This window comes from Streptomyces sp. NBC_00076 (genome assembly GCF_045041235.1).
In the GTDB taxonomy this organism is placed as follows: Bacteria; Actinomycetota; Actinomycetes; order Streptomycetales; family Streptomycetaceae; genus Streptomyces.
On the sequence record NZ_CP108242.1, the window covers coordinates 8,594,558 to 8,606,583 of the forward strand.

A 12,026-nucleotide genomic window follows, 5' to 3' on the forward strand; every position below is an offset into this window, starting at 1 on the left:
CTCGTACCCGGACGACCGTCACCGGCGGATCGCCGCCCCCGCGAACAGGTCGGCGGGGGCGACTTGGGCCGGGGCGGACATCCTCGTCAGCTCACTCATGCGTCCATGGTGGACCACGGGTCTGACGCCGCCCCGGCAGGTCGCCCCCGCCGGACCTTCAGGAGGTGCTCAGCCGCGGAAGCCGAGCATGCCGTGCAGGATCGAGCCGTGTGCCGACGGCGACGCCGACGTGGCCGCGGTCAGCGGCTTGGGGTCGGGCAGCTTCTGGCAGACCGCGTCGGCCTCACCGTGACCGCGCGGCACCGTGCCGTCGGTCAGGTACGCGGACAGGTACGCGTCCAGGCAGCTGTTCCCGCTGAGCGTGATGCCGTGGTTCCCGCCGCCTTCTTCGACCACCAGGCTGGAGTGGGCCAGCTTCCGGTGGACCGTGACGCCGCCCTCGTACGGGGTGGCCGCGTCGTTCGTCGCCTGGAAGAGCAGTACCGGCGGCAGTTTGCTGTTGGCGATGTTCACCGGCTTTTGCGACGTGGTCGGCCAGAACGCGCACGGTGCGTTGTACCAGGCGTTGTTCCAGGTCATGAACGGGGCCTTCTCGTACACCGCCCAGTTGTCCTTGCGCCACTGGTTCCAGTCGCGTGGCCAGGCGGCGTCACGGCACTGCACCGCGGTGTAGATGCTGTAGCCGTTGTCCCCGGACGCGTCGACGGTGGCGAAGTTCTCGTACGCCTCGACCAGCGGGTCGGCGTTCCTGTCGTTCACGTACGCCGCGAACGCCTCGGCCAGGTAGGGCCAGTAGCCGTTGTAGTAGCCGCCCGGAATGAAGGTGTCCTCCAGTTCGGAGGCGCCCACCTTCCCGTCGGCCGGCTTCTTCGCCAGGGCCGCGCGCATCGCGTACCACTTGGCCTCGATCTTCTCCGGATCGGTGCCGAGCTTGTACGTGGCGTCGTACTTGGCGATCCAGGACATCAGGGCCCGGTGGCGGTCGTTGAAGGCGTGGTCCTGGTCGAGGTTGTCGTCGTACCAGACGCCGGTCGGGTCGACGATCGAGTCCAGGACCAGGCGCCGCACCCGCTCCGGATAGAGCTTCGCGTAGACCGCGCCGAGGTAGGTGCCGTAGGAGTAACCGAAGTAGTTGATCTTCTTCGCGCCGAGGGCCGCGCGGATCGAGTCCATGTCCCGCACGGTCTGGACCGTGTTGATGTACGGCAGGACGTCCGCGTACTTCTTGCCACAGGCGGCGGCGAAGGACTTGGCGCGCTTGAGGTTGGCCTTCTCGATCGCGGGCGTGCTCGGCACCGAGTCGGGCCGCACCGGGTTGAAGTAGCCGGGCTTGCAGTCCAGAGCGGGCTTGCTCGCGCCCACTCCGCGCGGGTCGAAGCCGATGACGTCGTACTGTGCCGCGACCGACTTGGGCAGCGCGGACGCGACGAAACCGGCGAGCGTCAGACCGCTGCCGCCGGGACCGCCGGGGTTGACCAGCAGTGGGCCCTGGTACCTCTTCGCGGTGTGCGGGACCCGCGACAGGGCGAGGGTGATCTGCTTCCCGTGCGGCTTCGCGTGGTCGAGCGGCACCTTGAGGGACGCGCACTGGAGCGTCGGATAGTCGGAGGTGCCGCACTTCTTCCAGGTGGGCTTGGCGGCTTGAGCGGTTTCCGCACTGTGCGGGGCGCTCGCGTCGGCCGGGACGGCCGTGAAGGTCCCGGCCACGACGACGGCGACACCGCACAGCACGGCTGCGCGTTTTCTCATTCAGTCCTCACAGGACGGAGGGACACGGAGGGGCTTCGAACCGAAAGGGTCGCGGTCCCCGCCGCATCGTCCCGGAAAGCCGAACTGGAAGAACGCGTTCTGCCCATACTTGACCCGATTGGGTCGCGGTAAGCGCTCGGATGCTCTCAGATCAATGAGAGTTGCGTCGGTTCGGACGGGTCGGGCTGTTCCGGCTCGGGCTCCGGCAGCCGACGTGGCATCCCCGCGCGCGTGGGGCCGATGCCGTACTCCTCGGCCAGCTCGTGGACCTGACGGGTGATCCGGCGCTGGTACCACTTCGGGGCATAGGAGCCGTCCGCGTACAGCCGCTCGTAACGACGCACCAGATACGGGTGCTCGCGGGCCAGCCAGGCCATGAACCACTCGCGGGCACCGGGACGCAGATGGAGCACCAGCGGGTTCACCGACGTCGCCCCGGAAGCCGCGATCGCGCGTACGGCGTCCCGCAGTTGGGCCGGTGAGTCGCTCAGGAACGGGATCACCGGCGCCATCAGGACCCCGCACGGGATGCCGTGTTCACTCAGCGTCCGTACGACCTCCAGGCGCCGCTCCGGTGCCGGGGTGCCCGGTTCGACGGTGCGCCACAGCTCGGGGTCGGTGAAGCCGACCGAGACCGAGATGCCGACGTCGGTCACCTCGGAGGCCCGGGTCAGCAGGTCCAGGTCGCGCAGGATCAGCGTGCCCTTGGTCAGGATGGAGAAGGGGTTGGCGTGGTCGCGCAGGGCGCCGATGATGCCCGGCATCAGGCGGTAGCGGCCCTCGGCGCGCTGGTAGCAGTCGACGTTCGTGCCCATCGCGATGTGCTCGCCCTGCCAGTGGCGGGAGCCGAGCTGGCGGCGCAGCAGGTCCGGCGCGTTCGTCTTGACCACGATCTGGGAGTCGAAGCCGAGACCCGTGTCGAGGTCCAGATAGCTGTGGGTCTTGCGGGCAAAGCAGTACACGCACGCGTGTGAGCAGCCGCGATACGGGTTGACCGTCCACTGGAAGGACATCCGCGAGACCGCCGGAACGCGGTTGATGATCGACCGGGCGCGGACCTCGTGGAAGGTGATCCCGCGGAACTCGGGCGTGTCGAAGGTGCGGGTGGTCACCGCGTCGGCGCCGAACAGCGCGGCGTCCGCCCGGCTGTGTTCGCCGGAGTCTGTGAGGTTCTCCCAGCGCATGAGGCCTCCTCGGTAGCACTGCTGCGAGAATAGAACACCTGTTCGCGTGATCGTGCAAGGGCCGTTTCCGATCGCTTCCGGGACCCCGATTTGGGTGCCCGAGGGCCGGGGTGGTTGGCTTGCCCCAACCCCGAGCACTCAGGTCCTGGAGGAAGTCAATGGCGCAGGTCGAGGCCACTACGGAGCGGGTCGTCGCGGCGGACGCGGAGAAGGTGTTCGACGCCCTCGCCGACTACACCGGCACACGCGCGAAGCTGCTGCCCGAGCACTTCAGTGAGTACGAGGTGCGCGAGGGCGGCGACGGGGAGGGCACCCTCGTCCACTGGAAGCTCCAGGCCACCAGCAAGCGCGTGCGCGACTGCCTCCTGGAGGTCACCGAGCCCACCGACGGCGAGCTCGTCGAGAAGGACCGCAACTCCTCCATGGTCACCACCTGGCGGGTCACCCCGGCGGGGGAGGGGAAGTCGAGGGTGGTCGTCACCACCACCTGGCAGGGCGCCGGCGGCATCGGCGGCTTCTTCGAGAAGGCCTTCGCGCCCAAGGGGCTCGGCCGGATCTACGACGCCATGCTCGACAAGCTGGCCACCGAGGTCGCGAAGTAGGTCCAACCGGCCACTCGCGACAGGGAATTGGCTCCTCACCGGTTCGAGTGGAACTCCGTTCGGACCGGCATGACGCCGTAACTCGTCGTGCTTGTTCGTAGTTGTCGCTTATTGCGGGAATTACTGACAGGTGCGACGAGGGGAGCGGTTCGTGGGCGGAACGACTCTGGTGCAGGACCAACCGGTCACGGCACCCCTCCCGGACGATCCGCCCCCGACAACCGCCACCGCGACGGAACTCAGCCCACGACGCGTGCGGTTGGTGTTCTGCGGCCTGATGCTCGCGCTGCTGCTCGCCGCGCTGGAGCAGATGATCGTCGCCACCGCGCTGCCGAGGATCGTCGGCGAACTGCACGGCCTGGACCGGATGTCCTGGGCGGTCACCGCGTATCTCCTCACCGCCACCATCGGACTGCCGATCTACGGCAAGCTCGGCGACCTGTACGGCCGCAAGGGCGTCTTCCAGTTCGCGATCGTCGTCTTCGTCGTCGGCTCCGCGCTCGCGGGCCGGGCGCAGACCATGGACCAGTTCATCGCCTTCCGCGCGGTCCAGGGTGCCGGCGCCGGCGGCCTCATGATCGGCGTGCAGGCGATCATCGCGGACATCGTTCCGTCCCGGCGGCGCGGGCGCTACCTGGGCGCGATCGGCGCCGCCTTCGGGGTCGCCTCCGTCGCCGGCCCGCTCCTGGGCGGCTACTTCACCGACCGGCACGACTGGCGGTGGTGCCTCTACTTCAACGTGCCCTTCGGTCTCATCACCCTGGCCGTCGTCACCGTCGTACTGAAGCTCCCGAAGCCCGAGAGGACGGCGCGCTTCGACGTCCTCGGCGCGCTGTTGCTCGCCGTGGCCTCCACCTGCCTGGTGCTGCTGACCAGTTGGGGCGGCACCGAGCACGCCTGGGGCTCGCGCGTCATTCTGGGCCTCGGGGCGGGAGCGGTGGCCGCCACCCTCCTGTTCCTCCTCGTCGAGCACGTCGCGGCCGAACCCCTCATCCCGCTCAGGCTGTTCAGGGACTCCGTCTTCGTCGTCACCGGCCTGATGGGCCTCGTGGTCGGGGTCGCCCTGTTCGGCGCCGCCACCTATCTGCCGACCTTCCTGCAGATGGTCGACGGGGCCTCCGCCACCGAGTCCGGTCTGCTGATGCTCCCGATGATGGGCGGCATCGTCTGCGCCTCCATCATCTCGGGACAGCTCATCAGCCACACCGGGCGCTACAAGTTCCATCCGGTCCTCGGCGCCGCGCTCACCGCGACCGGCATGTGGCTGCTGTCCCGCCTGGACGTCGACACACCCCGGCTGCACTACAGCATCTGGATGGCCGTCCTCGGCGCCGGCATCGGCATGGTGATGCCGGTGCTCGTCCTCGCCGTGCAGAACTCCGTACGCCCCGCCGACCTCGGCACCGCCACCAGCGCCACCAACTACTTCCGCCAGATCGGCGGCAGCGTCGGCGCCGCGGTCTTCGGCACCCTCTTCGCCGACCGGCTCACCCACGCCCTGCGCGAACGGCTCCCCGCGCACGCGGGTGCCGGGCTGCCCGACCCCCAGTCCGTCACCCCGCAGCTCGTGCACACGCTTCCCCCGGCGCTGCGCGACGGCTACATCCGGGCCTACGCCGACGCCATGCCGAGGATCTTCCTCTACCTGGTACCCGTGCTCCTCCTAGGTCTGCTCCTCGCCTTCTTCCTCAAGGAGAAACCGCTGGTGTCGCTCGACGCCCCGGTCGCCGAGCCGGAGACCGCGCGGCCGAACGCCACCGTCCCGCAGGCCCGCCCCCACCCTCCCGGCGAGGGAACCCCCCACTCGCGGAGTTCGCCGTATGCCGCCCCAGCCCCCGTGCGCGGCACGGTGCGGCGCACCGACGGCACCGCCGTGCCCCGCGCGGCGCTCACCCTGATCGACGTCGCCGGGCAGCAGACGGGGCGGGGCGCGAGCGGCGAGGACGGCCGGTACGCACTGTCCACAGCGGGCTTCGGCTCGTACGTCCTGATCGCCGCGGTCGGCGGGCACCAGCCGCAGGCGGTCTCCGTGACCGTCGGCGAGCGCCCCGTCGAACTGGACATCGTCCTCGGCGGCGCCGGACGCCTCGCCGGGTATGTGCTGACCGCGGAAGGCATCCCCGTGCCCGGGGCCGCCGTCACCCTCACGGACGCGTGCGGCGAGGTCGTCGCCACCACCCGCAGCGGCGGCGAGGGCGGCTATGTCATCACCGAGCTGGTGGCCGGCGAGTACACCCTCGCCGTCGGCGCTCCCGCCTTCCACCCGGTCGCGCTGCCCGTCACCGTCCAGACCTCCCGGGAGACCCGCCAGGACGTCGAACTCGCGGGCGGCGCCGTGCTGCGCGGCACCGTGCGGGCGACCGGCGGGCGGCCCGTCGAGGACGCGCGGGTGACCCTGCTGGAAGTGGGCGGCAACGTCGTGGACAGTCTCACCACCGGCCCGGACGGAACCTTCCGGTTCGTCGACCTGTCCTTCGGCGAGTACACCGTCATCGCCGCGGGTTACCCGCCGGTCGCCACCGTGCTCCAGGTCGCCGGCGCGGGACGCACGGAGCGCGATCTCCAGCTGGGGCACGAGGGCTGAAGACCGCTTGGCACTTTCCCCTCCGCGATGAGTCGTCCCAGCTCAGGGTGGGGGCGCGGGGGCGTGCGCCGGTGTGTTTCGGTGCCACCAATTCCCGTATTGCCGCACATCGTGACGGGACGACGCCGTACGGTGGTGACGGCAGCACAGATCTTGCGGAGCCGTGGGGGAAAGAGGGCCTGGGCCATGGACCGTGGCACCGACAGGGACACTCCTCCCAGCCCCGGAGCTGGGAACGGGAGGGCGGACACCACCGAGGCCGGGCGCATCCCGTTGGCCGTGGTCGTGGTGGACCGCGACGGCCTGGTGTCCCACTGGAGCACCGGCGCCCGACGCCTGTTCGTCGTGGCCAAGGAAGAGGCGATCGGCCGGCCGGCCGTCGACCTGCTGCCCGTCTCCGGAGCGCTGCCCGAGAGGCCCGAGGAGGACGAGGGCGCGCCCTTCGGGCCGTACGCGGTCGATGACAACCTCGGCCCCGACCTCGAGTCGTCCCTGGACGGGGCGCTGTCCTATCCGGCCGCCGGGCGCGCCCGGCTCACCGTGCCCGGGAGCGAGCGCGGCGAGAAGGGGGACGCCTCGCCCGAAGGGTGGCGGCGGGTCGATGTCCTGTGGTGGGCCTACCCGTTGGTCGGGCCCGGGCGGGAGCGGTTGCTCGTCCTCGCCGCGGACGCCCGTGGGTTCCCTCGGGGTGACGCCCACGAGGGCACGGTCGTCGAGCGGATCGCGCCCGCCTTCGCGCTGCACACCGACTTCCCCGGCGCCGACGAACTCGCCCGCCGGCTCCCCGAGATCCTGCCCAGCATGAGCGTCGAGGAGAGCGCCCGCATCGCCGCGCAGGTCCTCGAACTGGGCTACCCGATCCTGGAGTTCAGCCAGAACGACCGGGTGCCCGTGACCCCCGACTGGGGTGTGGCCCGGCGCGCCGAGCGCAAGGCCCGCCAGGAGCGGGCGGCGCGCGCCGTCGCGGCCGGAGAACCCCTGTCGCGGGAGCTCGCCGACGAGGTCGAGGACCTGGAGTACACCGCCGTAAGGGAACGACTGGAGTTCCTCAACGAGGTGAGCGGACGCATCGGCACCTCGCTCGACCTGTCCCGCACCATCGTCGAGGTCAGCAAGGCCGTCGTGCCCCGCTTCACCGACGTCGCCGGCACCTATCTGCGGGAACAGGTCGTCGCCGGCGAGGGGTTCCCGGACGGCGTTCCGGACACCACCACCATGTGGCACCGGGTCGCCCTGGAGCACACCGACGAACCCGGCCGCTGGGACGACGTCGTGCCGGTCGGCGAGGCCATGCCGTTCCCGGCGCACACGCCGTTCTTCCAGTGCATGACCAGCGGCGAACCCGTCCTGGTGCCCCGAATCAGCGAGGAGATGGGCCACGCCATCGCCTCGCAGTTCGAGAAGCGGGACATCCGGCCCCTCATCACGGGCCGCTCCATGCTGATCGTGCCCCTCAAGGCACGCCATGTGGTGCTCGGCTTCATGATCCTGCTGCGGCACCCCGAGCGCGTCGAGTTCAACGACATGGACCGGGTGACCGGAGCCGAACTCGCCGCCCGCGCGGGCCTCGTGCTCGACAACGCGCGCATGTACACCTACCAGGAGTCCGTCGCCGAGACCCTCCAGGACAGCATGCTGCCGCACATCCCGCCGCACATGGCGGGCTGCGACATCGCCACCCGCTATCTGCCCGGCACACTCCTCGGCCGGGTCGGCGGCGACTGGTTCGACTCCGTGAAACTGCCCGGCGCCCGTACCGCCCTCGTTGTCGGCGACGTCATGGGGCACGGCCTCAACTCCGCCGCCATGATGGGCCAGTTGCGGACGGCCGTACAGACCATGGCCGCTCTCGACCTGCCGCCCGCCCAGCTGCTGCGCAACCTCGACGACCTCGCCCAGCGCCTCGGCGACACCTACCTCGCGACCTGCCTCTACGCCGTCTACGACCCGATCGCGAGCGAACTGCACATCGCCAACGCCGGGCACATCCCGCCCGTTCTGGTGCGGGCCGGGAACGGCGCCAGTGAGTTGCTGGACCTGCCCACGGGTGCGCCCATCGGTGTCGGCGGGGTGCCCTTCGAGGCGGTGCGGGTGCGGGTGGCGCCCGGCGACCGGCTTGTGATGTGCACCGACGGGCTCGTCGAGGTGCGCGGCGAGGACATCGGCGTAGGACTGGCGACGCTGTGCGAGTCCGCCGCGCATCCGGCCGCGTCCATGGACGATGCCTGCGACACCATCATCCGCGCCCTCGCCGCGACGTTCTCCGAAGCGGGCCGCGGTGGCCGCAAGGACGACGTGGCCCTGCTGATGACCCGCCTCAACGGCATCGAACCCGACGATGTCGCCGAGTGGCGACTGCCCCTGGACCCGGCCGGGGCCGGCCGGGCCCGCGCGGCGGTCCGCGAGCAGCTCCACGAGTGGGGGCTCGCCGGGCTGGCCGATCCCGCCGAGCTGATGGTCAGCGAGATCGTCACCAACGCCCTACGGCACTCCCACAGCCGGCCCGTCGACCTGCGTCTGGTGCGTGGCGACACCCTGCTGTGCGAAGTGGACGACGACGACCATGATCTGCCGACCCTGCTGAACGCCGACCCCGGGGGCGAGTCGGGGCGCGGTCTGCGCGTGGTCAGCACCCTCGCACGTGAGTGGGGGGCCAGCCGGACCAAGGCCGGCAAGACCGTCTGGTTCGAGCTGACACTGCCGCGGCGCTGACCCGCTCCGTGGCACCCGCGGCGCCCGGAGCGCGACGGGCGCGTGGGGTGCGCCAGGCCCCTCGGGGCGCACGCCGGCGCATCCGTGTCGAAGGAGCCGTGAAGGAACGCGCCGAGCGCTTGTGGCTGCGAACGGCGCGCGATACACCGGACTGGCCCGTCATCTGAGGCGGGCGGCCGGCGCACTCCGGGGAGGGGTCATGAGCGTGACGAGTCGGTACCGGGAGGCCTGGGAGGGCTTCTGGAGTGAGGCTCCCGGGGAGCAGGGGGCGGTGTTCTGGGACGCGGAGCCGGTCCTGACCGCCGGTGTCCATCTCGCCCTCTTCGAACCCCACCTGGCCGACCACGGCCTGCCGATGCTCGACCTCGGCTGCGGCAACGGGACCCAGACCCGCTTCCTGGCCGACCGTTTCCCCCACGTGATCGGCGCCGACATCTCCGCCGCCGCGCTCGACCACGCACGGCGCGCGGACCCGGCGGGGCAGGCGCGGTACCGGTTGCTGGACGCCGCCGAGAAGGGCGCGGTGCAGACGATGCACGCGGAACTCGGCGACACCAACGTCTACATGCGAGGTGTGCTGCACCAGGCCGACCCGGAGGACCGACAGACACTGGTGGACGGCATCGCCGCACTCGTCGGGGAACGGGGCCGGACTTTCCTCGTCGAGCTGTCCGAGGCCGCCAAGCCCGTCCTGCTCGGCCTCGCGCGGAACGCCGAGGGTCCGCCGCCCAAGCTGGCGCCGGTCTTCCGGCACGGCATAGCCCCCGGCGAGGTCGCCGACGACGCGATCCCCGGGTACCTGAACGCGGCCGGGCTGACCGTCCTGGCGAGCGGTGAACTGCCGCTCACCACCACGGAGTACCGGCCCGACGGCACCCGGATCGAACTGCCGTCGAGGTGGCTGGTGGCGGGACGCCCGACCTGACCCGTCCCGACCCGAACCGTGCGTGCACCGGACCGGGATGTCGACCGCGGAGTTGCCCCCACGGGATCTGCGCGGACACCCGCGCTTCCTGGCCGCTGCCCCTCGCGGCGCGTAACGTGACGAGGCATGAAGATCCTTATCAGCGCCGACATGGAGGGCGCCACCGGGGTGACCTGGCCGGCCGACGTGCTGCCGGGGACCCCGCAGTGGGAGCGGTGCCGCTCGATGTTCACCTCGGACGTCGACGCCGCCGTGCGGGGATTCTTCGACGGCGGCGCCGACGAGGTCCTCGTCAACGAGGCCCACTGGACCATGCGCAACCTGCTCCTCGAACAGCTCGACGAGCGGGCCGAGATGCTCACCGGCCGCCACAAGTCGCTGTCCATGGTGGAAGGCGTGCAGCACGGCGACGTGGACGGCATCGCCTTCGTCGGCTACCACGCGGGCGCCGGCATGGAGGGCGTCCTGGCGCACACCTACCTCGCCAACTCCATCACCGGCGTCTGGCTGAACGACGTACGGGCGAGCGAGGGCCTGCTCAACGCGCGGGTCGTCGCCGAGTACGGCGTACCCGTCGTCCTGGTCACCGGCGACGACGTGGCCTGCGAGGACGCGCTCGGCTACGCCCCCGAGGCGCTGAAGGTCGCCGTCAAGGACCATGTGTCGCGGTACGCGGCCGTGTGCCGTACGCCCGCCAGGACCGCCGCCGACATCCGGGCGGCGGCGAAGGCGGCCGCGTCCCTGGCGATCCGTCAGGAACCGGTGCGCGGGGGGCCGTTCACCGTCGCGCTGGAATTCGACGCGGCGCACCTCGCGATGGCCGCCACCGTCGTGCCGGGCGTGATCGGCGTCGGCGAGCGGAAAGTGTCGTACACCAGTGCCACCATGTACGAGGGAATCCGCACCTTCAAGGCGGTGACCACGATCGTCTCGGCCGCCGTGGAGGAGCAGTATGGCTGACCAGCAGGCCCTGGACGAGGTCGTCGAGTTCACCTCGGACCTCATCCGCCTCGACACCACCAACCGGGGCGGCGGCGACTGCCAGGAGCGGCCCGCCGCCGAGTACGCCGCAGCCCGGCTCGCCGAGGCCGGCCTCGAGCCCACCCTTCTGGAGCGCGCCAAGGGGCGTACGAACGTGGTCGCGCGGATCGAGGGCACCGACCCGTCGGCCGACGCGCTGCTCCTGCACGGTCATCTGGACGTGGTGCCCGCCGAGGCCGTCGACTGGAGCGTCCACCCCTTCTCCGGGGAGATCCGCGACGGGGCCGTCTGGGGGCGGGGCGCGGTCGACATGAAGAACATGGACGCGATGATCCTCGCCGTGGTGCGGGACTGGGCGCGGCACGGCGTACGGCCCCGGCGGGACATCGTCATCGCGTTCACCGCCGACGAGGAGGCCAGCGCCGAGGACGGCTCCGGATTCCTCGCCGACGAGCACCCCTACCTGTTCGAGGGCTGCACGGAGGGCGTCAGCGAGTCGGGGGCGTTCACCTTCCACGACGGGAGCGGGCAGGAGCTGTACCCGATCGCGGCCGGTGAGCGCGGCACCGGCTGGCTGAAGCTGACCGCCCGCGGACGCGCCGGACACGGCTCCAAGGTGAACCGTGAGAACGCCGTCACCCGGCTCGCCGCCGCCATCACCCGGATCGGCGAGCACGAGTGGCCGCTGCGGCTCACCCCGACGGTGCGCGCCGCGCTCACCGAACTCGCCGCGCTCTACGGCATCGAGGCGGACCTGACGGACGTGGACGGGCTGCTGGAGAAGCTCGGCCCGGCGGCGAGGCTCGTCGAGTCCACGGTACGCAACAGCGCCAACCCGACCATGCTGGACGCCGGTTACAAGCTCAACGTGATCCCGGGCGAGGCCGTGGGCCACGTGGACGGGCGCTTCCTGTTCGGCGCCGAGGACGAGTTCCGCGCGACCCTCGACCGGCTCACCGGCCCCGACGTGGAGTGGGAGTTCCAGCATCGGTCGGTCGCCCTCCAGGCGCCGGTGGACTCGGTGACGTACGCGAGGATGCGGGCCGCCGTCGAGGAGTTCGCGCCGGAGGGGCACGTGGTGCCGTACTGCATGTCCGGAGGGACGGACGGCAAGCAGTTCTCGCGGCTCGGGATCACCGGATACGGATTCACACCGCTGAAGCTCCCGGAAGGCTACGACTACCAGGCCCTCTTCCACGGAGTCGACGAGCGCGTGCCCGTCGAGGCGCTCCACTTCGGCGTCCGTGTCCTCGACCGCTTCCTGCGCACCGCCTAGACACCCGGGGGAA

General features: G+C 71.0%; 8 protein-coding genes. 6 read left to right on the forward strand and 2 right to left on the reverse strand.

The genetic code is table 11. The features are described from left to right. Window positions 1–168: 168 nt before the first annotated feature. Together OHA64_RS38550 and OHA64_RS38555 are read right to left on the reverse strand one after the other, a co-directional pair. Window positions 169–1,749: an alpha/beta hydrolase gene (locus tag OHA64_RS38550; protein ID WP_405621334.1), complete on the reverse strand. Its 1,581-nt coding sequence runs from the start codon at window positions 1,747–1,749 to the stop codon at window positions 169–171. Window positions 1,750–1,895: 146 nt separating this feature from the next. After that, window positions 1,896–2,933 carry an Rv2578c family radical SAM protein gene (locus tag OHA64_RS38555; protein ID WP_405621336.1) on the reverse strand — a complete coding sequence of 346 codons (1,038 nt, stop codon included), beginning with the start codon at window positions 2,931–2,933 and terminating at the stop codon, window positions 1,896–1,898. Between the two features lie 158 nt (window positions 2,934–3,091). Here OHA64_RS38555 and OHA64_RS38560 point away from each other — a divergent pair, with 158 nt between their 5' ends. The 6 genes from OHA64_RS38560 (at window position 3,092) to OHA64_RS38585 (ending at window position 12,013) form a co-directional block, all read left to right on the forward strand. Continuing rightward, window positions 3,092–3,535, forward strand: a complete 444-nt coding sequence (locus tag OHA64_RS38560) for an SRPBCC family protein (protein WP_405621338.1) — start codon at window positions 3,092–3,094, stop codon at window positions 3,533–3,535. A gap of 151 nt (window positions 3,536–3,686) precedes the next feature. Continuing rightward, window positions 3,687–6,119: an MFS transporter gene (locus OHA64_RS38565; protein WP_405621340.1), complete on the forward strand. Its 2,433-nt coding sequence runs from the start codon at window positions 3,687–3,689 to the stop codon at window positions 6,117–6,119. Between the two features lie 186 nt (window positions 6,120–6,305). After that, a complete protein-coding gene (locus OHA64_RS38570; RefSeq protein ID WP_405621342.1) occupies window positions 6,306–8,831 on the forward strand; it encodes a SpoIIE family protein phosphatase in 2,526 nt (841 codons plus the stop codon). A gap of 199 nt (window positions 8,832–9,030) precedes the next feature. Next, window positions 9,031–9,756 carry a class I SAM-dependent methyltransferase gene (locus OHA64_RS38575; RefSeq protein ID WP_405621344.1) on the forward strand — a complete coding sequence of 242 codons (726 nt, stop codon included), beginning with the start codon at window positions 9,031–9,033 and terminating at the stop codon, window positions 9,754–9,756. Window positions 9,757–9,882: 126 nt separating this feature from the next. Then, complete coding sequence (locus OHA64_RS38580; RefSeq protein WP_405621346.1) at window positions 9,883–10,716, forward strand: M55 family metallopeptidase; 834 nt, start codon at window positions 9,883–9,885, stop codon at window positions 10,714–10,716. Next, window positions 10,709–12,013 carry a M20/M25/M40 family metallo-hydrolase gene (locus OHA64_RS38585; protein ID WP_405621347.1) on the forward strand — a complete coding sequence of 435 codons (1,305 nt, stop codon included), beginning with the start codon at window positions 10,709–10,711 and terminating at the stop codon, window positions 12,011–12,013. Before OHA64_RS38580 ends, OHA64_RS38585 begins: the two co-directional genes overlap by 8 nt. Window positions 12,014–12,026: the final 13 nt, after the last annotated feature.

Coding starts and splice junctions, on each gene's coding strand:
- OHA64_RS38550 (WP_405621334.1), bottom strand. CDS start 1,749: ATGAGAAAACGCGCAGCCGTGCTGTGCGGTGTCGCCGTCGTCGTGGCC.
- OHA64_RS38555 (WP_405621336.1), bottom strand. CDS start 2,933: ATGCGCTGGGAGAACCTCACAGACTCCGGCGAACACAGCCGGGCGGAC.
- OHA64_RS38560 (WP_405621338.1), top strand. CDS start 3,092: ATGGCGCAGGTCGAGGCCACTACGGAGCGGGTCGTCGCGGCGGACGCG.
- OHA64_RS38570 (WP_405621342.1), top strand. CDS start 6,306: ATGGACCGTGGCACCGACAGGGACACTCCTCCCAGCCCCGGAGCTGGG.
- OHA64_RS38575 (WP_405621344.1), top strand. CDS start 9,031: ATGAGCGTGACGAGTCGGTACCGGGAGGCCTGGGAGGGCTTCTGGAGT.
- OHA64_RS38580 (WP_405621346.1), top strand. CDS start 9,883: ATGAAGATCCTTATCAGCGCCGACATGGAGGGCGCCACCGGGGTGACC.
- OHA64_RS38585 (WP_405621347.1), top strand. CDS start 10,709: ATGGCTGACCAGCAGGCCCTGGACGAGGTCGTCGAGTTCACCTCGGAC.